Source organism: Sorangium sp. So ce1014, assembly GCF_051521505.1.
Taxonomy (GTDB): Bacteria; Myxococcota_A; Polyangia; order Polyangiales; family Polyangiaceae; genus Sorangium.
Map to the genome: position 1 here is coordinate 3171774 of NZ_CP150356.1, position 22866 is coordinate 3194639.

Annotated in this window: 16 protein-coding genes; 8 read left to right on the forward strand and 8 right to left on the reverse strand. The window is 74.4% G+C overall.

Annotation, left to right across the window (positions count from 1 at the left end; translation table 11 throughout):
• Positions 1 to 19: 19 nt before the first annotated feature.
• From WME75_RS12245 to WME75_RS12260, 4 genes are all read left to right on the forward strand, one after another.
• Complete coding sequence (locus WME75_RS12245; protein WP_437490013.1) at positions 20 to 1324, forward strand: glycosyltransferase; 1305 nt, start codon at positions 20 to 22, stop codon at positions 1322 to 1324.
• 138 nt (positions 1325 to 1462) lie between these two features.
• A complete protein-coding gene (locus WME75_RS12250; RefSeq protein ID WP_437490014.1) occupies positions 1463 to 2413 on the forward strand; it encodes a glycosyltransferase family 2 protein in 951 nt (316 codons plus the stop codon).
• On the forward strand, positions 2410 to 3183 hold the full coding sequence (locus tag WME75_RS12255; protein ID WP_437490015.1) for a class I SAM-dependent methyltransferase: 774 nt from the start codon (positions 2410 to 2412) through the stop codon (positions 3181 to 3183). Before WME75_RS12250 ends, WME75_RS12255 begins: the two co-directional genes overlap by 4 nt.
• Positions 3184 to 3438: 255 nt before the next feature.
• On the forward strand, positions 3439 to 6258 hold the full coding sequence (locus WME75_RS12260; protein WP_437490016.1) for a cation-translocating P-type ATPase: 2820 nt from the start codon (positions 3439 to 3441) through the stop codon (positions 6256 to 6258).
• Between the two features lie 126 nt (positions 6259 to 6384).
• Here the strand turns inward: WME75_RS12260 and WME75_RS12265 are convergent, their stop codons facing one another.
• Genes WME75_RS12265 through WME75_RS12275 form a run of 3 tightly spaced genes read right to left on the reverse strand, consistent with a single transcriptional unit; the run spans position 6385 to position 10621 of the window.
• Positions 6385 to 7815 carry a hypothetical protein gene (locus WME75_RS12265; RefSeq protein ID WP_437490017.1) on the reverse strand — a complete coding sequence of 477 codons (1431 nt, stop codon included), beginning with the start codon at positions 7813 to 7815 and terminating at the stop codon, positions 6385 to 6387.
• Positions 7815 to 8861 (reverse strand): hypothetical protein, encoded by a 1047-nt coding sequence (locus WME75_RS12270; protein ID WP_437490018.1) that lies wholly within the window; start codon positions 8859 to 8861, stop codon positions 7815 to 7817. The genes WME75_RS12265 and WME75_RS12270 overlap by 1 nt, the downstream gene beginning before the upstream one ends.
• Positions 8858 to 10621, reverse strand: a complete 1764-nt coding sequence (locus WME75_RS12275; protein WP_437490019.1) for a serine/threonine-protein kinase — start codon at positions 10619 to 10621, stop codon at positions 8858 to 8860. Before WME75_RS12275 ends, WME75_RS12270 begins: the two co-directional genes overlap by 4 nt.
• 196 nt (positions 10622 to 10817) lie before the next feature.
• Here WME75_RS12275 and wecB point away from each other — a divergent pair, with 196 nt between their 5' ends.
• From wecB to WME75_RS12290, 3 genes are all read left to right on the forward strand, one after another.
• Positions 10818 to 11936, forward strand: coding sequence for a non-hydrolyzing UDP-N-acetylglucosamine 2-epimerase (gene wecB, locus WME75_RS12280; RefSeq protein WP_437490020.1), 1119 nt, complete (start codon positions 10818 to 10820; stop codon positions 11934 to 11936).
• A gap of 350 nt (positions 11937 to 12286) precedes the next feature.
• Positions 12287 to 12829 (forward strand): Type II secretory pathway pseudopilin, encoded by a 543-nt coding sequence (locus WME75_RS12285; protein ID WP_437494798.1) that lies wholly within the window; start codon positions 12287 to 12289, stop codon positions 12827 to 12829.
• An 11-nt stretch (positions 12830 to 12840) separates the two neighbouring features.
• A complete protein-coding gene (locus WME75_RS12290) occupies positions 12841 to 14481 on the forward strand; it encodes a pentapeptide repeat-containing protein (protein ID WP_437490021.1) in 1641 nt (546 codons plus the stop codon).
• A 443-nt stretch (positions 14482 to 14924) separates the two neighbouring features.
• On the opposite strand, the gene ptsP is transcribed toward WME75_RS12290, so the two are convergent.
• From ptsP to dhaK, 3 genes are read right to left on the reverse strand one after another with little or no spacing between them, the layout of a single operon-like run.
• Positions 14925 to 17375 (reverse strand): phosphoenolpyruvate--protein phosphotransferase, encoded by a 2451-nt coding sequence (gene ptsP / locus WME75_RS12295; RefSeq protein ID WP_437490022.1) that lies wholly within the window; start codon positions 17373 to 17375, stop codon positions 14925 to 14927.
• Complete coding sequence (gene dhaL / locus WME75_RS12300; RefSeq protein ID WP_437490023.1) at positions 17372 to 18019, reverse strand: dihydroxyacetone kinase subunit DhaL; 648 nt, start codon at positions 18017 to 18019, stop codon at positions 17372 to 17374. The genes ptsP and dhaL overlap by 4 nt, the downstream gene beginning before the upstream one ends.
• Before the next feature lie 3 nt (positions 18020 to 18022).
• Positions 18023 to 19024 carry a dihydroxyacetone kinase subunit DhaK gene (dhaK, locus tag WME75_RS12305; protein ID WP_437490024.1) on the reverse strand — a complete coding sequence of 334 codons (1002 nt, stop codon included), beginning with the start codon at positions 19022 to 19024 and terminating at the stop codon, positions 18023 to 18025.
• 140 nt (positions 19025 to 19164) lie between these two features.
• Between dhaK and WME75_RS12310 the strand changes: the two genes are divergently transcribed.
• Complete coding sequence (locus WME75_RS12310) at positions 19165 to 19908, forward strand: YqjF family protein (protein ID WP_437490025.1); 744 nt, start codon at positions 19165 to 19167, stop codon at positions 19906 to 19908.
• A gap of 60 nt (positions 19909 to 19968) precedes the next feature.
• Here WME75_RS12310 and WME75_RS12315 read toward each other — a convergent pair whose 3' ends face one another.
• Complete coding sequence (locus WME75_RS12315) at positions 19969 to 20925, reverse strand: alpha/beta fold hydrolase (RefSeq protein ID WP_437490026.1); 957 nt, start codon at positions 20923 to 20925, stop codon at positions 19969 to 19971.
• A gap of 50 nt (positions 20926 to 20975) precedes the next feature.
• Positions 20976 to 22757, reverse strand: coding sequence for an MXAN_6577-like cysteine-rich protein (locus WME75_RS12320; protein ID WP_437490027.1), 1782 nt, complete (start codon positions 22755 to 22757; stop codon positions 20976 to 20978).
• Between the last annotated feature and the right edge of the window lie 109 nt (positions 22758 to 22866).

Genomic DNA, 22866 nt, shown 5'->3' on the forward strand with positions numbered 1-22866 from the left:
CCGTGATATAGGCGCGGCGATGAGGCGCGCGCTCCTCGTGAGCTACTACTTCCCCCCGCGGTTCAGCGTCGGCGGTAAGCGCGCGTACCGTTTCGCAAAATTTCTGCCGGAGCACGGCTGGGCGGCGACGGTGCTCACGGCCAGGCCGCCTCCGGGCGAGCGGCTGGATACGTCGTTCGCGGAGGCCGATCTTCTACCCGCGTGCGACGTGCGCCGCGACTACCTCACGGACGCCGAGCTCGCGCGCATGCCGCGCCGCGCGCTCGGCTCCGACGGCACCGTGGAGGCGCCGACCGAGGCGCCGCGGCAGGTCGCGCGCCAGAGGGGCCTCGCGCGCGTCGCCGCCGAGCTCCGCTACGTCCCGGTGATCGGCCCGGACGCGGGCCGCATCCCGGCCCTCGCGGCCCGCATCGGGCGCCTCGCCCGCGAGGTGGGCGCCGAGGTGATCTTCGCGAGCGGGGCGCCGTGGGCGACGGTGCTCGCGGGCGTGCTGGCCGGCAGGGCCATCGGCCGCCCGGTCGTCGCCGACTTCCGCGATCCGTGGTCGTTCGGTCCGATGCGCGGGATGCGGCCCGCGTGGGTCCGCGCCGCGGTTGCGCTCGTCGAGCGGGCCGCGGTGGGCGCCGCCGCCGCGTTCACGGTGACGTCCGAGATGACCCGCGATGCCTACGCCGCGCGGGGCATCGCGCGCCGCGTAGCGTCGATCCGGACCGGCTTCGATCCGGACGCGGCGGTCGCGCCGCGGCGCGACGGGGCGGTGACGCTCGTGCACTTCGGCAACTGCTACGGCGAGCGCACCCTCGCGCCGTTCGTCCGCGCGCTCGCGGCCGTCGCGCGCCGGAGGTCGCTCGGCCCGGGCGCGATCCGGCTGCTCAACCTGGGGCGCGTCGCGAAGAGCGACCTCCTCCTCGCCGAGGAGCTCGGGGTGTCGCGGCTGATCGAGCACCGCACCGTCCTGCCGTATGCCGAGGGGCTCGGCCTCGTCGCGGGCGCCGATCTCGCGCTGCTGATCGGCTTCGGCGACGAGCCGTACCTGCTGCCCGGCAAGCTCTACGACTATCTCCTCGCGCGCGCGCCGATCCTCGCGGTCTCGCCGTCCCCCGAGGTCGCGCGCATCCTCGAGGCGACGCGCCTCGGCTGGACGCATGCGGCCGGCGACGCCGCGGCGATCGAGCGCCGCGTCGAGGACGCCGTCGACGCGCGCGCGGCCGGGCGTCCGCTCGTCGAGCCCGACGACGAAGCGCTCTCCGGCCTGAGCGCGCGCGCCACAGCGGGCGCGCTCGCGCGCCTCTTCGAGGACGTCACGGCGCGCGGCGGCGGTTGACCCAGCGCACGCGGCGCGCGGCGCCGTCCTTATCCCGAGCGACGCCGCGCACGCGGCGCGCGGCGCCGTCCTCATCCCGAGCGACGCCCGCTCGACATCCTTGCCTGCGCGGCGGCCCCCGTGGCATGCGAGCCCTCGATGCCTGACCATCTTCCCAAGGATCGAGCGGGGCTCCCCGAGGGCGAGCGCGCCCTTCAGGAGGCGTGGCGCGCGAAGTACGCGCCCGAGGTGAAGGAGCTCATCGTGCGGCGCGAGGTCCCGTCGCCGAAGCTCACGCTGATCATCATCTCCTACAAGGCGAAGGACTACCTCATCGAGTGCCTCCAGCACGCGCGCGGCCAGACGGCGGCGCTCGACGTGCCGTTCGAGGTCCTGCTCGCCGACAGCGGCGGCATCGAGCACCTGCGGCCGCGCTCCGCCCCGCTCGTCGACGTCGAGCTCCGCCTGACCGACGGCATCCCGCTGAACGCCGCGCGCAACGCGGCCATCGCCTGGGCGCGGGGCGAGCACGTCGCCTTCATCGACGACGACGGCCTGATCGCGCCGACGTTCGTCGAGGTCGTCTGCCGCGTCTTCCAGGACCCGCGCATCGCCGCGATGCGCGGCCGGATCATCCCCAAGGAGCACCCCTACTTCTGCACGCTCGCGGGGCACTACGACCGCGGCGACGACATGATCGACGACGTCCTCGCGACCGAGGGCCACATGGCGATCCGGCGCGGCATCTACCTGGAGACCGGGGGCTTTCCGGACCAGTTCTACGGCGCCGAGGGCGTCTACCTGGTCTACCGGATCGCCAGGGCGCTCCCCGACATGCGGGTCGTCTACGTGCCGGAGCTCCTGATGCGGCACGACTACTTCGACAGCTGGGAAAACTTCATCTGGAAGACGCGCAAGTACCGGGGCATCCGGCGCGCGGTGGGCGGCATGGAGCCGGACCCGGAGTTCCTGCGCTACCTCGACGACTACCTCGCGCGGCGGAAGCCGCAGCGCCCGCGCACGGTGGAGCAGACGGTGGCGCTCGGGCTGCTCAAGGCGGTGCGCTGGGGGGTCCTGCGCTTGCCGGCGTGGGCGGTGGGGAAGCCGTGACGGCGCAGGCCGGCGGGGCGCGCGCGGGAGAGGGAGGCGGGCGGATGGCCGACGACAGCGGCTTCGAGCGGGATCTCGAGGCGATCAACCGGCATTACACCGAGCGTTTTCTGCCCGCGAGCTCCTGGGCGAGCCTGCTCAACGCCCACCCGTACCTCGTCGCGCGGCAGCGGCAGCGCCGCGTGCGCGAGGCGCTGTTCGAGTGCGGCGTGCGCACGCCCGAGGCGCTGCGCGAGATGTCCGTGCTCGACGTGGGCTGCGGATCGGGCTCCAACCTCGCGTGGCTCGTCGAGCTCGGCGCGGATCCGTCGCGCCTCACGGGCGTCGATCTCGTCGCCGAGCGCGCCGAGCTCGCGCGCTCGCGCTTCGCCGGCATCCGCTTCGTCGCGGGCGACTTCCTGAAGGCCGACCTCGGCGGTCCCTTCGACATGGTGATGATGTTCGCCGTCCTGTCGTCGGTCACGAACGCGGAGCTCAAGCGCGGCCTCATGGAGAAGGCGCTCCGCCTGCTCCGGCCGGGCGGCATCTTCTTCTTCTACGACGTCGTCTCGCGGCGACCCGTCCCTGGCACCGCCGAGTACCAGCGCCTGACGTTCGCGGAGCTCGAGGGGTACTTCGCCCCGCGCCCGCTGCGCGTCTTCCGCAGGGACCTCCTCCGCCGCGAGATCGCGGACCGGCTCGTCCAGCGCTTCGGGGTGACCGTGGCCGAGCTCGTCCAGGCGACGCGCCTGTTCAACATCGACGGCACCTTCGCCTACGCGCGCGGCTAGCGCCGCGGGGCAACGATCGCCGGTCGCGGGCCCGATGCGCGGTGTCCCGGAGTGGGGCAAAATTCCCCACCGGGGTGAAAAGGCCCCCCGCGATTCCAGGGTGCGAGATGACCGGAATGCTGAACAGCCCGGTGACGCGCTGGCATGGGACGTGCCGAGAACGCCGCTGCCACGTGCAAACCACGTGGCACGAAGCTGCCATAGCCCGTGAGCGCGGCGCGCACAGCGCAGCTGCACACCGCAGGAGATGACTCCATGTCCCAACGCGTCCTCCCACCCTCGGCCGCGATCGCCTGGCACAACCTGTCTGCCAGCGATGCGCTCTCCAAGATCGAGAGCGCCGAGGCGGGCCTCGCAGACAGCGAGGCCGCCCGGCGGCTCGAGGCGGTCGGGCCGAACGTGATCCAGCGCGCCAAGGGCGACGGCGCGCTCAAGCTGCTCTTCCGTCAGATCAACGACCCGCTCATCTACGTGCTGCTCGCGTCGGCGGCCCTGGCGATGGCCATGGGCGAGGCGATCGACGGCGCGGTCGTGCTGGCGGTCGTGGTGCTCAACACGGCGATCGGCTTCGTGCAGGAGTTCCGCGCGGGCAAGGCGATCGAGGCGCTCGTCGACATGGTGCCCCAGACGGCCACGGTCGTGCGCGACGGTCAGCGGAGCGCGATCCCGGCGGCGAACGTGGTCCCCGGCGACGTGGTGGTGATCGAGGCGGGCGACAAGGTCCCCGCCGACGCGCGGCTGCTCTCGGTGAAGAACCTCCGCGTGGACGAGTCGGCGCTCACCGGCGAGTCGGTGCCCTCTGACAAGCACGTCGCGGTGGTCCCCGAGGACGCCGGCATCGGCGACCGCAAGAACCTCACCTTCGGCGGGACGCTCGTGACGAGCGGCACGGCCACCGCGGTGGTCATCTCCACCGGCGCCGCGACCGAGCTCGGCCGCATCTCCTCGATGCTCCACGAGGCGACCGAGATCGAGACGCCGCTCACGCGCTCGATGGCCAAGGTGGGCCGCGTGCTGACGATCGCCATCGTGGCGGTCGCGCTGGTCATCGTCGGGGTCGCGCTGCTCCGGGGCTACCCGCCGGTCGACGCGATGCTCGCGGGCATCTCGCTCGCGGTCGCGGCGATCCCGGAGGGGCTGCCGGCGATCATCACCATCTCGCTCGCCATCGGCGTGCAGCGGATGGCGCGGCGCCGGGCGGTGATCCGGAAGCTGCCCGCGGTCGAGACGCTGGGCAGCACGGGCGTCATCTGCTCCGACAAGACCGGGACGCTGACCCGGAACGAGATGACGGTCCGCGCCCTGTGGACGCCTCCGGCCGGAGCCGCCGGGGACGGGGAGACGCTCGAGGTGACCGGCGTCGGTTACGCGCCGGTCGGCGAGCTCCGCCGCGGCGGCGCGACGGCCGGCGAGGCGCCCGAGGCGGTGCGCGCGCTGCTCCGGGCGGGGATGCTCTGCAACGACGCGCGCATGAAGCGCGAGGGCGACGCCTGGGGCATCGAGGGCGACCCGACCGAGGGCGCGCTCGTCGTCGCGGCGCAGAAGCTCGGCGTCGACGCCGGCGCGACGCGGCGGGAGTACCCCCGCGTCGACGCCGTCCCGTTCTCGTCCGAGCTGCAGCTCATGGCGACGCTCCACGAGGCGCCCGGCGGAGACCGGGTGATCTTCATGAAGGGGGCGCCCGAGGCGGTGCTCGGCCGCGTCGCGATCGGCGAGGCGGAGCGCGCCCACGTGATGGCGCAGGTCGAGCGGATGGCGGCGCAGGGCATGCGGCTGCTCGCCGTCGCGTCGCGGCCCGCGGACCGCGGCGCGGCGTCGCTCGACGAGGCGCACCTCGCCGAGGGGTTCGCGCTCCTCGGCCTCGAGGGGATGATCGACCCGCCGCGGCCGGAGGCGATCGACGCGATCAAGGCGTGCCACGCGGCCGGGATCACCGTGAAGATGATCACGGGCGATCACCTGGCGACCGCGAGGGCGATCGGCGAGCAGCTCGGGATCGTGGCCGAAGGCGGGCGGGCGATCAACGGCACCGAGCTCGCGCGGCTCTCGGAGGACGAGCTGCGCGCGGCGGTGGCGTCGACGAACGTGTTCGCGCGCGTGGCGCCGGAGCACAAGCTCCGCCTGGTGAAGGCGCTGCAGGCCCAGGGGAAGGTCGTCGCCATGACGGGCGACGGCGTGAACGACGCGCCGGCGCTGAAGCAGGCGGACATCGGCGTGGCGATGGGGATCACGGGGACGGCGGTGTCGAAGGAGTCCGCCGACGTCGTGCTGACGGACGACAACTTCGCGAGCATCCAGGCGGCGGTCGAGGAGGGGCGCCGCGTCTACGACAACCTGGTCAAGGCGCTCGCGTTCGTGCTGCCGACGAACCTGGGTGAGGCGCTGATCCTGCTCGTGGCGGTGATGACCTTCCCCGTCCTCGGCGGCGCGCCGCTCATGCCGATCACGGCCGTCCAGATCCTCTGGGTCAACCTTGTGGCCACGGTGGCGCTCTCGCTGCCGCTCGCGTTCGAGGCGATGGAGAAGGACGTCATGAGCCGTCCGCCGCGGGATCCGAGCGAGCCGATCCTGAGCCGGTTCGTCCTCGTGCGCACGGCGATCGTCGCGGTGCTCATGGCGGCGGGCGCGATCGGGCTCTTCCTGTACGAGTACTTCACGGTGGTGCGCGGCGGCGTCGTCTCGGAGGTCGCTTACCGCGAGGCCCAGACCGCGGCCGTCACGACGGTCGTGCTGTTCCAGATCTTCTACGTGATCAACTGCCGGTCGCTGCGCGACTCGCTCCTGAAGATCGGGCTCTTCTCGAACCCGTGGATCTACGTCGGGATCGGCGCGCTCCTCGCGCTGCAGCTCTGCTTCGTCTACGCGCCGTTCATGCACACGCTGTTCGGCTCGGCGCCGCTCCCGCTCGACGCGTGGGTCAGGTCGACGCTGGTGGCGATGACGATCCTGCCGGTGATGAGCGTCGAGCGGTGGTGGCGCCTCCGCCGGGCGCGGCGCACGGCGGAGCGCGAGCGCCGGACCCCGACGTCCGACGTGCGCGGCGTGGCGGGCGCGATGGCGAACCGCGGCGCCTAGCGCCGGAAGAGACCGGAAGCGCCGGCTGCACGAGGTGCGGCCGGCGCCGCCGCGCCGCGCGCGCTGCGCGGCGAAGATCATCGCGCCATCGAGGCTGCGCGCGGGGAGGACCTGGGCGCCGGCCGCTCAGTCGACGGGGAACGCGGTCCAGCCCTCGAAGCCCGGACAGGTCTCGCCGCAGGCGCCGACGAAGCTCGCCGTGGCATCGAAGAACGGGTCGCCCTCCGGGGGCCGCGCGGCGCCCTGCAGCCCCGGCGATCCCGGCTCGAGCGACAGGTCGAGATCGAGCCACCAGCGCGACCGGATGCCGAGGCCGGAGGAGCGCTCCTGCCGGTTCCACCGCGCGGGATCCACGGACAGGAGCCACGCCTCCTCATCGTAATCGTCGGCCTCGGGATCGCTGCTCAGGTTGTCGAAATTGGCCTCGTTCGCGAGGATGGAATGGGTCATGTCGAGCGCGCGCGGCGCGATGTTCGCGGCGGTCGCCTGATCGAGGACCTGGACGCCCGCCTTCTCGAAATCGGCCACGAGCACGTTGTGCAGCTGTCCGCGCGTCCCTCCGGCGAGCTCGATGCCGGCGCCGTCGGAGTCGGCGTCGAGGTTGCCGAGGAGGGTGACGTTGTACAGCGTGGGGCTCGACACGAGCTCCGGGTCGTCGCCCGGATCGTCCCCCTCGATCCCGCTCCCGTGAAAGTCGAAGCTCGTCCTGAGCGCGGCGAGGAACTGTCCTTTGCCGCGCCAGCCGTGTTCCCAGTCAAAGCTGTCGTCGTTCCCGCCGACCACGAGGATGTGCTTCATCTCCACGGTGCCGCCGACCACGTACACACCGTCGTCCGTGACGTGAATCACCTCGACGTGGTGGATCGACGTGCGGCGTCCGACCCCGACGAGCTCGAGCCCGGCCATGTCCTCGCCCTCGCGGACGTCCTCGCCGGCGAACTCGATCCGCAGGAAGCTCAGCTGGCCGCTGTCGTCGTCGTCGTCCTCTCCTCCGCAGACCAGATCGAGGGAGCGGGGCGACGAGCCGATCATCTTCTTGCCCTCCGGGGCGTTGATGCGGGCCTTGCCGCAGAGCACGAGGCCGCCCCAGTCGCCGGGGCTCCGCGGCGAGCGCGCGCTCGTGAGCACGATCGGCGCCTCGCGGGTGCCGTTCGCGACGATCCGCGCGCCGGGCTTGATGGCGAGGAGGCTGCCTTCGTCGGCCAGGACGGTCGTTCCCGGTTCGATGGTGAGGGTCGCGCCGGCCTCCACCACGACGGGCGCGCGCAGCCGGGGAGGGCGGCTGGACGTCCAGGTGGTGTCCGACGTGATGCGGCCCGCGACGTCGAGCACGCCCTGGCCGCCGCCGCCGCCCTGGCCGCCGCCGCCCTGGCCGCCGCCGCCCTGGCCGCCGCCGCCCTGGCCGCCGCCGCCCTGGCCGCCGCCGTCGCCCTGGCCCCCGCTGCCGCTGGAGGGCCTTGGTTGTCCGGGGCTGATGCCGAAGACCACGTCGCATCCCGCTGCGCCGAGGAGCGCCGCGACCATCACGAGCAAGCGCGCCGGGCCGGCAGGGCGCATCAGAATCGTCCTCCGAGCGAGAGGCCGAGCGGCCCCAGGCCGACCTGGACCGCCGGGCGCGTGCCGGCGCCCGCGTCGGGCGACGGGGCGGTGAACCAGAGGACCCCGCCCGTCGCCAGCCCGGCCGCGCCCACGAGGAAGACGACGGTGCCGGCCCGCGCCAGATCCATGGCGTCGCCGCGGATCTTGATCCCGGCGTCGTCGCAGAGGTCGCCGTCGCAGTGCGCTCCCGCGTCCTGGAAGCGCGCCCGTGCCTCGAACCCCAGGCCGACCGACACCCCGATGCCGACCACGCCGGCGCCGGCCGCGACGAGCGCGACGAGCCGCTGCGCGGGCATGCCGGCCGCGTCCGGAGGCGCGGGGCGCGCAGGCGGCGCTGTCTGCGCGGCTGGGGCGCCCCGGGAAGCGGCCGCGGGCGCCGCGGGGGCCGCGCCCTGCGGCGGCGGAGCCGCCTCGAGGGGCGGTACGGTGACGGTCACGGTGCCGCTGGCCGGGTCGATCGCCGCCGTCGTCGACCACGGGAGCCTGCCCGGCGCGCTCGCCTCGACCGTGTAGGCGCCCGGATCGACCGGCATCGGCGACCCCCAGAGCACCTGGGCGAGCTCCTGGCCGTTGCGCCGCACGAACAGCCCCGGTGCGGCGCTGCCCGCGGGGACCTCGACGAGCAGCCGTGTCAGCCGCGCCTCGAGCGCGGCGGCGCCCTCGCGGGCCTTCTGCTCGCGGTCGGCCTGACCGTGGCGGCGGGCCGCGTCGGCCGCCTCGCGGTAGGTGGCCCATGCGCTCGCGGTCTTGCCCAGCCGCTCGTAGCAGGCGGCGAGGTACAGGAGCGTGCCCACGCCGGCGTCGAGCCGCTGGCTCTCCGCGAGCCGCGGGCACGCCTGCTCGTAGCTGCCCTGTCTCATCAGCGCGATCGCCTGCTCGAAGAGGACCTCCGCCGCCGCGGCATCGCCGCCCGCCTGCGCGTACGTCGGCCGCGGGATGGCCGCGAGCGCCCCCGCGATCGCGAGCGCGGCAGCGCCCAGCCTTGCCGCGCGGCGCCGGCTCATTTGCGCCCACCGTAGTTGGGGACGCCGTCGCCCGCCGGCGCGCCGGTTGCGGAAGGGGAGGCGGAAGCGGAAGGGGAGGCGGAAGCGGCGGGTCGTGGCGCAGCGGTGCGCGCATCGCGAGGGGAGGCTCCAGCGCGGGTGGGGGCGCTGCGGGGCCGCGATGCGGTCGCAGCGACCGGTGCAGCCGTGAGGTCGGCCGGCTCGGGAGCGGTCGAACCCGCGAGCGCGGCGGCGGACGATCCCGTTGCAGGGTCGTGCGGCGGCGGGAGCGGGGCGAGCGCAGGCTGCGCTCGGACCGCCTCGGGCGCGGCCGGCGGCGGGAGCGGCTCAGGCGAAGCCTGCGCCGGAGACGGCGGTGGCGCGGCCGCGGCCGTGTCCTCGGTCTCGGCGGCCGGCTCCTGGCGCGTCCAGAGCAGCGCCGCCACGCCCAGCCCCGCGATCACCGAGGCGGCGCCGGCCCGCTGCAGCCAGCGCGGATGCGCTCGCCCCTCCGGCGGCCGCCGGCTGTCCGACCACGGCGCCGCCGTCTGCGTCATGGTCGGCGCGGACGCGCCCGTGGAACCGGGGTCGGCCGCCGGATCGCCGGCGTCGCGCAACGCGACGGATTGCCCCGGGTCCGCCGCTCGCGCGCCCGCCGCGGCCAGCAGCAGCTGGGTAGAGTCGGCGGGCGGGGTGCCCGCGGCGCAGACGAGCGGGGTGGCCGGCAGGGTGGCAGCCGCCGGCAAGGTGGAAGCGGCCGGCAGGGTCGCGGAGGCCACGAGCGGCGTGCCCGCGGCAGCGCCAGGGCCGACCGCCGGCGCTTGCCCGTGCGCCAGGGCCGGGCGCGCGCGCTCGCTCGCCGCGAGCGTCGCCTCGGCGCGCCCGACCAGCGGCCGGCACCGCGCCGGGGCGAACGGCGCGAGCGCGGCCGCGAGCTGCGCGACGTCTTGCCATCGATCCTTGGGGCTTCGCTCCAGGCACCTCATCACCGCTCGACTCAGCGCCTCGGGCACCTCCGCGCGCAGGGACGACAGCGACGCGGGGCGCTCCTGCATCACGCAGAGGATCAGCTCCCCGAACGTCTCGGCCTCGAACGGCAGCTTGCCGGAGAGCGCCTGGTACAGCGCGACGCCGAGCGACCAGAGATCGCTGCGCGTGTCCACGGCGCGGGACGAGCGCATCTGCTCGGGCGACATGTAGAGCGGCGAGCCCACCAGGGCGTCCTGGCTCGTCAGGCTGTCTGCGCTCATCGCCTCCGCCGGCCCAATGTGCTTGGCGATGCCGAAGTCGAGCACCTTGACGAGGGGGCTGCCGTCGGCGCGCCGCACGACGAAGAGATTCCCCGGCTTGATGTCCCGGTGCACGATCCCGCGCGCGTGCGCCTCGGACAGCGCCTCGCAGATCTGCACGCCGATCTCGCACGCCTCCTCGACCGGCAGGCGCCCTTCCGACCGGAGCCGGTCCGAGAGATCGGCGCCCTCCAGGAGATCCATCACGAGATAGGGCAGGCCCCCGTCGAGCGTGTCGACGTCGAGCACGCGGGCCACGTGCTCGCTCCGCAGGCTGCTCGCCGCGCGCGCCTCTCGCAGGAAGCGCTCCACGCTCGCGGCGCGCTTCGCCGCGCCGGGGAGCACGACCTTGATCGCGACACGCTGGTTGAGGACGAGGTGATGCGCCTCGAGGACGGCGCCCATGCCGCCCGCGCCGATCACCCGGACAATACGGTACTTTCCCTTGAGGATGTCGCCTGTCTGAAGCGGAAGATCGTCTGGCATGCTCATGGCGCTGCCTGGGCGGCGACGGGCTCGGCACGGGCAGGCTATCGGCGCGGCGGCGAGGGCGCAAGACGCGCAAGTCACGCGAGACGCGCGAGTCACGCAAGTCACGCTAGGCACGCGATGCCACCCCGGCACGCTCCTGGAGAGCCCTCAAAACGCTGGTGCCGCGCCGCATACCGCGGCATGCTCCTCGGTCGAAATGATCTACCTCGTCGCCGCGACGCGCCCGAATTTCATGAAGCTCGCCCCCATCTGCCGCGCCCTCAAGGCGCGCGCCTTACCGATGCGGCTGCTCCACACAGGCCAGCACTTCGACACGACGATGAGCGACGTGTTCTTCCGGGACCTCGGCCTGCCGACGCCCGATCACACGCTCAAGGCGGGCGGCGGCTCGCACGCCCAGCAGACGGCCGCGGTCCTCGTCGGCGCCGAGGCCGACCTGATGGAGCACCGTCCCAAGGTGGTTGTCGTGGTCGGCGACGTCACGAGCACCCTGGCCGCCGCGCTCGCGGCGTCGAAGCTCGGCATCCCCGTCGTCCACGTGGAGTCGGGCCTTCGCTCGCGCGACTGGACCATGCCCGAGGAGATCAACCGCGTCCTCACCGACCAGCTCTCCGATCTCCTGCTCACGCCCTCTCACGATGCCCGCCCCAACCTGCTCGCCGAGGGCATCGCCCCGGAGCGGATCCGGTTCGTCGGCAACGTGATGATCGACTCGGTCCACTACGCCCTCAAGCGGCAGACCGACGCGCTCTCGCGCTTCGGCCTCGAGCCGAAGAAGTACGCGATCGCGACGCTCCACCGCCCCGCCAACGTCGACAGCGCCGAGCGGCTCGCCGAGACGCTCGACGCGCTCACCGCGATCGCGCAGCGCCTGCCGACCGTGTTCCCCGTCCACCCGCGCACGGTCGCGCGCGCCGAGTCGTTCGGGCTGTCGTCGCGCCTCCGGGAGACCCCGGGGCTCCGGATCATGGAGCCGCTCGGGTACGACGATTTCGTGACCGTGATGGGCAATGCCCTGCTCGTCGCCACCGACTCCGGCGGCATCCAGGAAGAGACGACCGCGCTCGGGATCCCGTGCCTCACGATGCGTCAAGGTACCGAGCGGCCGGTCACCGTGACGCAGGGCACAAACATCGTCGTCGGGCTCGACGCCGCCCTCATCGCGCGCGAGGTCGACGCCATCCTCGACGGCCGCGGCAAGCGAGGCACCGTGCCCGAAGGGTGGGACGGCAAGACCGGCGAGCGCATCGCCGACGCGCTGGAAGCCTTCCTCGCGGGGGACCCGCCGCCCAAGACCGCCGGCCCGCGCGCCTGAGCCGACCTCCCGGCCTGAGCCGACCTCCCATCCGTTGCGCTCACGGCCGCTCCGAACGGCTCGCTCGCTTCCGGGCGCAGGGCGCACCACGCGCGCTCGCCGCCGCATCGCGGCGCTGCTCACGTGGCCTACGTGGCCTACGTGGCCTACGTGGGATGCGCGCCGCCTGAGAGACCGCGCTCCCCACAACACCCGACCAAACAGCGTTTGCTGTGGCCTATCGCCCAGGTTTATGGCTGTTCAGCGAACCATCGTCCGGATATAGGTGTATCGTGGTAAGGATCTTCCGAGTTGAAGTCGATAGGGCATCTCGGGGGCGGGGTCGACGAGGGTTTACCCTCGTCGAGGTGATGCTCGCGGGCGGGCTCGTGGCGCTCCTGGCCGCGCTGGCGACGCAGGGGGTGTCCAAGTATCTGGTGCTCGCCAAGTCGGCCGAGGCCAAGCAGACGATCGGCGGCATCGCCAGGGCCGTTGTCGCTTCGGCCGATCGCCTTCAGGCGCGCTCGGATGGCACGGCGGCCCAGCCGCTGTGCAGCGATGCGGTCACGGTGCCGAACGCGTTCTATCGCGTCCAGGGGGTCAAGTATCAGCCCGATCCCCGCCCGGGTGTCGACTACAACACAGGGAGCCCGACGGTGGGCTGGACGTGCCTTGGATTCGAGATCAGCCACCCTCAGTCGTACCAGTATCGATATCGACTCGGCGGCTCTCCCATGCCTGTGTCGGCCTCTCCGTGGCCGGCGGACGTGCCGCCGGACCGCCGGTGGGCCGCCTACGCGCGAGGCGATCTCGACGCCGACGGCACACACGCGTGGTTCGCGCTGGATGGCTACATGAAGGACGGGCAGGTGGTGTTCGCGAGCGCGATCGGCACCATCGACCCGGATGAGTAGGCGGCGCCGCCATGGATACCGCAGCGCTGCACAGGTTGTTCGGCGCCCTCTCGGCGCGCCGCGGCGGTGAGGGCACCGCGATCGAGCTCCCGGGCGCGGACCTCGCGGCCGCGCACCTGCTCTGCGCCGATCTCCAGGGCGCGAACCTCGCGGGCTCGCGCCTCGACGGGGCCAAGCTCGCCGGCGCGAACCTCGCGGGGGCGCGGCTCGACGCCGCGTCGCTCGTCAACGCCGACCTCACCGGCGCCGACCTGCGATGGGCCGATCTCTCGGGGGCGCTGCTCGGCGGGGCGCTGCTCACGGCCGCGGATCTGCGCGGGACCAAGCTCCCGCGCTCGTTCTCGTCGGCGAGCTCGCTCGCGGGCGCGCGCGTCGATTCCGCGGCGTGCGCGCGCTCCGGCCTCGACCTGGAGGCCATCCTGGCGCTCGCGAGCGCGGGCGCGTCGTTCGACGACATCGCGTCGTTCGCCTCGCCGCTCCGCGAGGCGCTCGCGAGCGCGGACGCGCACCCCGCGAGCGCGGAGCGGGGCCGCTCCACCGCGCCGGCAAAGGCGCCGGACTCGCAGCGGCTGGAGGCAGCGCCGGACTCGCAGCGGCTGGAGGCAGCGCCGGACTCGCAGCGGCTGGAGGCAGCGCCGGACTCGCGGCGAATGTCCGCGGCACCGTCATCGCAACGAATGTCCGCGGCACCGTCATCGCAACGAATGTCCGCGGCACCGTCATCGCAACGAATGTCCGCGGCACCGTCATCGCAACGGATGTCCGCGGCACCGTCATCGCAACGGATGTCCGCGCCTCCCGATTCGCAGCGGCTGGCCGCGGCGCCTGACGCCGCTCGCCCCGGCGCGGCCGCCGGGGCCTCGCGCCGCGCCGGCGAGACGGCCGAGCCGCAGCCGGTCCGCCGCGCCGCCGTAGGCGCGGGCCCACTCCCGGCGCCGGACGCGCCCCTGCTCGCGCGCTCGCTCGAGCTCCGCCTCGCGCTCGCCGGTGGCGCGCTGCTCCTCGTCCTGGCGGCCGCCGTCGCGTTGGCGAAGCTCCCTCCGCCCGGGCTCCTCTGGGCCGTGCACGCCGGCGGCGCGCTGGGCGCGGCGCTCCTGACCTTCGCGCTGCCGCCCTTCGGCGCCGAGCGCGGCGCCGCGCGCTCCCTCGGCGCCCGCCTCGTGCTGGCCGCGCTCGCCGCGACGCTCGTCCACGGCCTGGACCCCTCGCGCCTCGCCGTCTTCCGGCTGCGCGCCACGCTCTCCTCGGGCGACGCCGCGCATCGGTCCGCCGCGGTGCGCCTGCTCGCGCGGAGCGGCCACCGCAGCTTCGACGGGCGGGACCTGTCAGGGCTCGACCTCTCCCGCGCCGATCTCACCCAGGCGAGCTTCCGGAACGCGCGCCTCGTCGGGGCGGACCTCTCGGGCGCCGCCCTGATGGAGTCGACCTTCGAGGGCGCCGATCTGAGCGCCGCGAACCTCCGGGGCGCCGACCTCTCCGGGACGGACGCCGAGCAGGCGCGCGGCTGGGAGCTCGCCGAGTGCGACCCGGCGACGGAGCTGCCCGGCGAGGGCACGTGCCTGCTCGGCTACCCGGTCGGCGCGCCGCAGCCGGCGGAGGACGCCACCGCCCGCTCCACGCACGAGGGCGCGCCGCCGGCAGGGGCGCTGTAGCGAAGGGGCGCGCTGGCGCCCGCGGCGCGGAGCGCTCCGGAAGGCGGCGCCGGGCTGGTCAGGCATCCGGCGGTACTTGGCCAGGCATCCGGCGGTACTTGGCCAGGCATCCGGCGGTACTTGGCCAGGCATCCGGCGGTACTTGGCCAGGCATCCGGCGGTACTTGGCCCGGTATCCGGCGGTACTTGGCCAGGCATCGGGCGGTACTTGGCCCGGTATCCGGCGGTACTTGGCCCGGTATCCGGCGGTACTTGGCCCGGTATCCGGCGGTGCGTGCTCAGACGTCTGGCCGCCCCGCCCCCGCCCCGCCCCCGCCCCGCCGGCGGTGGCCCTATGGGCCCCGGAGTGATTCACATGAAGGCGGGAAGGCAGGAAGATCATTGATCTTTTCTTCGCGCCTCCCCGCCTTCATGTTCAAATCCGGCCTCCACCCCGCCGGCCGTCAGCCCGGACGTCGCGCCGCCGCGCGGGCGGCGCGGGCCGCCGCCGCGTCGTCGACCGCGAGCGCGTCCTCGGCCACGGCGGCGAGCTCGGCGAACGAGGCCCCGGCGAGCGCATCCTCCACCGCGTCGAACGCGGAGGAGCACATGCTGAGCCGGGTGATCCCGAGGCCGACAAGGAGCGGCGCGACGCCGGGATCGCCGGCGGCCTCGCCGCACACCGAGACGGGACGCCCCGAGGCGTGCCCCGCCTCCACCACCGCGCGCACGAGCCGCAGCACCGCCGGGTGCGCCGGATCCGCGAGCGCATGCAGCCGCGGATGACCGCGCTCGGCCGCCAGCGTGTGCTGCGTCAGATCGTTGGTCCCGATGCTGAAGAAGTCGGCCTGCCGCGCGAGGCGCTCGGCCATCAGCGCCGCCGACGGGACCTCGACCATGATGCCCGTGGCCACGGGCCAGAGGTGCGGCCTGCCCGCGGCCGAGAGCGCCTCGTGCGCGCGCTCCAGCGCGGCGCGCACCGCGCCCACCTCCGCGGCGGTCGAGACCATCGGGACCAGGACGCGGACGTCGTGGCCGCGCCCGGCGACGAGGATCGCGCGGAGCTGCGCCTCGAGCAGCGCCGGCCGCGCGAGGGAGAGGCGGACGCCGCGGACGCCCAGGCTGGGGTTCGCCTCGGCGTCGAGCTCGAGGTAGGGCAGCGCCTTGTCGCCGCCCGCGTCGAGCGTGCGGACCACGATCGGCGCGCCGGCGAACACCGCGAAGATCTCCGCGAGCCGCTCCGCCTGCTCGTCCTCGTCGGGCTCGTCCACGCGCCCCAGGAACGGCATCTCGGTGCGCAGCAGCCCGATGCCGAGGGCCCCGGCCTCGCGCGCGGCGCGCGCGTCCGAGGGGCCGGCCACGTTCGCCCACAGCTCGACCTCGCGACCGCAGGCGAGGCGCACGCGGCCGTCGCGGGCGCCCGGAGGCCGCCGCGACGCCCGGAGGGCCGCCTGCCGCCGCTCGATCTCGACCGTGGTCCCGGGATCGGGGTCGAGCCACACCTCGCCGGTCGCGCCATCCAGGCCGGCGCGCGCGCCGCCGGCCTCGGGCACCAGCGCCGCCGCCCCCGCGACCGCGGGGATGCCGGCGCCGCGCAGCAGGATGGCGGCGTGCGACGTGGGACCGCCGCGCCGGTCGATGACCCCGAGCACGCGCGCCGCGTCGAGCCGCGCGGCCTCCGACGGCGTGAGGTCGTCGGCCACGACGATCGCCGGCGGCCCGTCGGGCACCGTGGCCGCGGCGCCGCCGAGCAGGGCGCGCACCACCGCGTCGCCCACGTCGTGCACGTCCGCCTCGCGCGCCCGCAGGTAGGGGTCGTCGAGCTGCCGGTAGATCGCGGCCGCGGCCTCGATGGCCAGACGGAAGGCCCAGGCGGCGTTGCGGCGCTCCCGCTCGATGCGCGTGAGGGCCGCGCCGACGAGGGCCGGGTCGCAGAGCAGCGCCTGGTGCGCGTCGAGGATGTCGCTGCCGCGGAGCGCGCTGCCGAGGTCCTGCGCCGCGATCTCGAGCGCCCGCCGCAGCCGCTCGGCCTCGGCCGCGGGATCGTCGACCGTGGTCTCGGGGACCTCCGGGGTCGACCGCACGAGCCGCACGAGGGGCCCGAGCGCGACGCCCGGCGCGACGGGGATGGCGAGGCCGGAGGCCGCGGACGCCGCCGCCGCGCCCGCCGGCGCCTCGCGCCGCACGAGCGCCGCCAGCGCCTCTACCGCTTCGGCCGCCTGCCGCCCGGTCGCGCGCACGCGCAGCACGTCGCCGCGGCGCACCCCGAGCGAGGCGAGCGCGATCAGGCTCGAGGTCGCCACCGGGCCGCGGCCGGCGGTCACGTTCTCCAGGGTGATCGCCGCGTCGAGCTTCGCCGCGCGCGCGATGAGCTGCGCGGCCGGGCGGGCGTGCAGGCCGCTCGGATCGGCGATCGCGACGTCGGCCGTCACGGCCGGAGCGACGGCGGCGGTCGCAGCTGCCGCCGTCACGGTCGCGGCGCCCTCGGCCTCGCCGAGCTGCGCGGCCTTCGGCTCGAGCGCCTGCCGCGCGTCGGCGGCGACCTGATCGAGCGTGCCGCCCGCCGCCGCCCGCACGGCGGCGGCGACCGCGCCTTCCACGATCGGCCCGCCGGTGAGGCGCGTGCGCGAGCCGAGCTCCGGGTCGACGAGCTCGAGCGCCGTCTCGGCGCTCAGGATCGCGCTGCCGAGGTCCATCAGCACGACGGCGCCGGCCGGCCCGCAGACGCGCTCGATCGCGGCGGCGATGGCGGTCGCGTCGGTGCCGAGCTCGGCGCCGCCGTCGCCCGTGCCCGCCGCGCACGCGATGGCGACCGACTCGCCGGTCATCTGGCGCGCCAGCGTCTCGGTGGCCTCGGCGAGCGCGCGGCTGTGCGAGACCAGGACGAGCCCGACGCGGCCCGCCGCCCCGCTCATGCGCCTGCCGTCGCGGCCAGGCTCCGCAGCAAGAGCCAGCACGACGTGGCGCCGGGGTCCTGGTGCCCAGCGCTCCGCTCGCCGAGGTAGCTCGCCCGGCCCTTGCGGGCGACGAGCGGCACGGTCGCCTCGGCCCCGGCCCGCGCCGCCTCGGCGGCGCGGCCGAGCGCGTCCCCGAGCGGCCCGTCCGCCGCGCCCGGCGCGCTCAGCGCGGCCTTGAGCGCGTCGACCGCAGGGCCGAGCGCGTCGACCATGGTCTTGTCGCCGGGCGACGCCTTGCCCCGGCGCTTCACGCCGTCGAGGCCCGCCTCGAGGCAGCCCGCCAGGGCCGCGAGGTCGAGCGCCGCGGCGCCGGCCGCCCTCTGGCCCGCGTCGCGGAACAGCGTGCCGTAGAGCGGCCCGCTCGCCCCGCCGACGGTCGACAGCAACGTCATCCCGACCTCCCTGAGGATCGCGCCGACGTCGCCGCGATCGAGGCCGCCGAGCCGGGCGCGCACCGCCGCGAAGCCGCGCGCCATGTTGGTCCCGTGGTCGCTGTCGCCGATCGGCGCGTCGAGCTCGGTCAGGAACATCTTCTCGCGCTCCATGACCTCGGCCGCGCTCTCGATCCAGGCCGCGATGTGCTCGCCGCTCAGGGTCTGCATGGCTCAGGCCCCCCAGCGGAGCGCCGGCGTGTGCACCGGCGCGTCCCACCAGCGGACCATCTCCTCGTCGAGCCGGAGGACGGTCGCCGACACGCCGGCCATCTCCAGCGACGTGATGTACGACCCGACGAGGCTGCGCGCGACCGTGAGGCCGCGCTCGCGCGCGATCGCGTGGGCCTTGCGGTAAACGACGTAGAGCTCGATGAGCGGCGTCCCGCCCATGCCGTTGACGAACAGGAGCACGTCGTCGCCCGGCTTGAACGGCAGGTCGTCGAGGATCGGCTGCATCAGGATCTCGGCCACGCGGTCCGCCGGCTCCAGCGGGGCCCGCCGCCGGCCGGGCTCGCCGTGGATGCCGATGCCGACCTCCATCTCGCCCGGGCCGAGCTCGAACGAGGGCTTGCCGGCGTGCGGCACCGTGCATGCGGAGAGCGCGATCCCCATGCTGCGGCCGTGCGCGTTCACCCGCCGGCACAGCGCCGCCACCTCGCCGAGCGGGCGACCGGCCTCGGCGGCGCCGCCGCAGATCTTCTCGGCGAGGACGGTGGTCCCGACGCCGCGCCGTCCGGCCGTGTAGAGGCTGTCCTCGACCGCCACGTCGTCGTTCACGATCACGCCCTCGACCTGGAGCCCGGCCTCGCGCGCGAGCTCGGCGGCCATCTCGAAGTTCATGACGTCGCCGGTGTAGTTCTTGATGATGTGGAGCACGCCGGCGCCGGCGTCGACGGCCCGCGTCGCCTCGAAGATCGGGTCGGGCGTCGGGCTCGTGAACACGGCGCCGGGGCAGGCGGCGTCGAGCATGCCGCGCCCGACGAACCCGGCGTGCAGCGGCTCGTGACCGCTGCCCCCGCCCGAGAGGAGGGCGACCTTGCCCTTGCCCTTCGCCTCCGCGCGCGTGACGAAGAGCGGCGCGGCGTTCACCCGGAGGAGCTCGGCGTGGGCCAGCGCCATGCCCTCGAGCGCCTCGCCGACCAGATCGTCCGGCGCATTGATGAGCTTCTTCATCCTGCCTCCGCTCCGTCTTCGTCCGCTCTTCGTCCGCTTCCCGTCGGCTTCCCGTCGGCTTCCGGGTGCAGGATATCCCCAGGCCATCGCCCGCCGCGAGAGGAGATCTTTCCGCGGCGCTGTCCTACGCTGCGAGCGCCATGGACCGACTCGCCCCCACGCTCCGCCCAGCTGGCCGCCCGGCGGGCTTCCAGCGCTGGAGGGATCTGCTCTTCCTCCACTGGGAGACGCCGGTCGACGCGCTCCGCGTCGTCGTGCCGCCGGCGCTCGAGATCGACACGTTCGAGGGCAGGGCCTACGTCGGCGTCGTCGCCTTCACCATGCGCGACGTCAGCCCCTGGTGGTCGCCGAGCGTGCCGGGGATCTCGAACTTCCACGAGCTCAACGTCCGCACCTACGTGCACCGGGAGGGGCGCGACCCGGGCGTGTGGTTCTTCAGCCTGGACGCGGCCAAGGCCCTCGCGGTCCTCGTGGCCCGCGCCGGCTGGCACCTGCCCTATCACCACGCCTCGATGGCGCTCGAATCGAGGGACGGCGAGGTCCATTATCGCAGCGAGCGGCGCTGGCCCGGCCCGGTGCCCGCGCGCTTCGAGGCGCGCTATCGCGTCGGCGCGGCGATCGACGGGGGCGCGGCGGCGCCGGGGACGTTCGAGCACTTTCTTGTAGAGCGTTACCTGCTGTTCGCCGCGGGCCGGGGCGCGCTCAAGGTCGGGCAGGTGCATCACGCGCCCTATCCGCTCCACCGGGCCGAGGTGAGCCACGTCGAGGAGAGCGTCGTGGCCGCGGCCGGCTTGCCCGCCCCCCAGGGGGCCCCGCACGTGCTCTACAGCCCGGGCGTGGACGTCGACGTGTATGCGCTGAAGCCCGTCGCGCCGCCGGCGTGACGCGGTCGCCGCGCGCGGCGGCGTGGCGCGGCGCGGCGCGGCGGGACGCGCGCTCGCGCGTCAGTGGCTCTCCAGCCAGTGGATGACCTGGGCCTCGAGGCCCGGCGCGGCCCCGAACCCGAGGCTCAGCGTCTGCGGGAAGCCCACGTGCCCGCCGAACCGGAGCCACTGGACGTCGAGCAGCGGTGAGCGCGGGTAGGCCTCGATCGCCGGTCGCACCGTGTCGAGCGGCACCATCGGGTCGGCCTCCGTCGCGACGATCAGCGACGGAACGGCGAGGTCGCGGAGGCGCGGGGCGACGCTCTCGATCGCATAATACGCCTCCGCGCTCCGGTAACCGAACCGCGGCGTCATGATGCGCCGATCCCATTCGCGGATCGTGCGGATCGCGAGCGCCTCCCCGACGGGCAGGGGCATGGCGCGGCGGGACGCGACGGCGCTGTACATCGCCTTCAGCGCCGACAGCACATGCCAGCGGTACATCCACCGCTCCGGCTGGTCGATCGCCGCGACGGCCTGCTCGAGATCGAGCGGCGGACAGATGGCGGCCACGGCGCGCACGCGCGCGTCGAGCGCGCCGGACGCGGCATACCGGAGCGCGATGTGCCCGCCGAGCGAGTAGCCGAGGAGGAGCACGCGCTCGTACCGCTCGAGCTCGGGCGACGCGACGGCGGCGTGCAGATCCGAGAACAGGCCGGCGTGGTAGAGATCGGCCCCGTCGCCCCCCGCGCCGCGCAGGTTGATGCGCAGGCACGCGAGGCCGGCGCGCTCGGCCTGCGCAGCGGCCTCGACCACGTAGTGGCTCTCCAGCGTGCCGCCGAGGCCGTGCACGACGACGAGGATCGAGGTCGCGCCTTCCCGGTGGCGCACCCTGCCGAGCAACCGGACGGGCCCGGCAGGCGATTCGTCGACGTGCACCGAGACGGGGGAAGACGGGGGGAGCGGCGGGGCCCGCAGCTGATGCTTGAGCCACGGAGCGATCGTCCAGAAATGGCCGTGGAGGAGGATGCGCCGCATCGACGCGCTCCTACCACGGCCACCGAGATCGTTCTATTTCGCGCCGCCGCTCACGGGCAGGTGACGACCTCGCCGCTGCAGTCGTTCGGGCACTCGGAGCAGAAGATGCATGCGGTGTACGTGTCGTACAGCGCGGCGCTGGCCGGGTCTGCCTCGATGCAGGCCGCCTTGCAGGCGGCCGTGCCGCACGTGACAAGGCAGTCCACGAATTGGATGCACTCGAGGGTGTCGGTGCAGGCCGCGATCTCGTCGGCGCAGTTGCCCTCGACCGCGCACCGGACGCACCCCGAGCTCCCATCCCCGCACTCGCCCGAGCCGTCGCACACCGGCGGCGGGACGGCCCGCTGGACGTTGAGCGTGAACGCGCCCGAGTTGGCGTCCTTTGACCCGTCCACCACGATCACGACCGTCTGGCCCGCGGTGAGCGTCACCGTGACCTCGGACTGCTCGACCACCGTGTCGTCGCTGCACGCGAGCTGCGTCCCCCGGCACGTGGCGTCGCGCACGTGGAGCACCGTGTCGAACGCGGACCCGTACGTATCGAAGACGTAGTCGCCGGAGACGGGCGCCGTGAACGCGTACCCCGCGTCGGGCGCGCTCGCGTCGCGGCACCACGTGGACGCGGTCGGCCGCACGCTGTTGGGCCGGCCGACCGTGCTGCCGGTGATCGTCTGCGGCACCGAGGGGGCGAGCGTGCCCGCCGGGCAGCTCGGCGCGCTCGCCCGCGTCACGTGCAGCTCGAACGTGCCCGCCTGGCCGTCCGCGCCGTCGACCACGATGTAGACGGTCTGGCCCATGGCCAGGTCGGCCGTGACGATCGCGCTCGGGTCGGCGTTGCAGGCGAGCTCGGAGCAGCCCGTGGCGTCGAGCAGGGCGAGGACGACCTGGTAACCGGAGTTGCTCGTGTCGAAGGAGTAGACGCCCGCGGTCGCGGCGGTGAACGAATAGATGCGCTCGCTCGAGCTCGCGGACACGCACGAGGGGGCGTACGAGTTCGGCAGGCCGGCCGTCGTGGCGTTCACGAACTGCGGCACGGCGTCGCCGAGGTCATGGCCCGGGCCCACCGTGCACGCGCACATCCCGGCCTGGCAGACCTGCGTGGCGTTGCACTCGGTCCCGCAGGCGCCGCAGTTGTCGGTGTCGGTCTGGACGTCGACGCAGGCGTCGCCGCAGGTCGTGAGCCCGGAGCCGCAGCCGCCCTGGCACGCGCCGTCCACGCACGTCTGGTCGTCGTTGCACTCGGTCCCGCAGGTGCCGCAGTGCGACTCGCTGCTGCCGACGTCGACGCAGGCCCCGCCGCAGTCGGTGAGCCCGTCGGAGCACCCGCCGGCCTGGCAGGCGCCGGCCTCGCAGGACTCCCCCTCCTCGCACGTGGCGCCGCACGCGCCGCAGTTCTCCGGGTCGGACGCGGTGTTGACGCACTCGCCGTCGCAGTCGGTGCGCCCCCCGGCGCATCCGTCCGCCTGGCAGGCGCCGTCCTGGCAGGTCTGCCCCTCCGCGCAGGCCTCGCTACAGCTGCCGCAGTGCGCCTCGTCGTTCGCGAGGTCGACGCAGGCGTCGCCGCACGCCGTCTGGCCGCCCTCGCACGCCGAGACGCACGCGCCCGCGCTGCAGGTCTGCCCGCTCGCGCACACCGTGCCGCACGCGCCGCAGTGGCTCGAGCTTGTGCTCGTGTTGATGCAGATGCCGTCGCACTCCGTCTCCGGAGCGACGCACTGGGCCGTGGAAGGGCCGCCGTCCGAGCACGACGCCACGGAGGCGAGCGCCGCCGCGACGAGCCAGAGCAGGGTGTACGTCGGCGCGAGCCTGAAGCGCGATTTGACCTTTTTCATGAGCCTTCCCTCGGCAGAGATGCCGGCGACGGGGGGTCGAACGAGGAGCTAGCGGGGAGGATACGCTGATGGCCTTCCAGGCTGTCAATGCTTGCAGCCTCATCCCGCG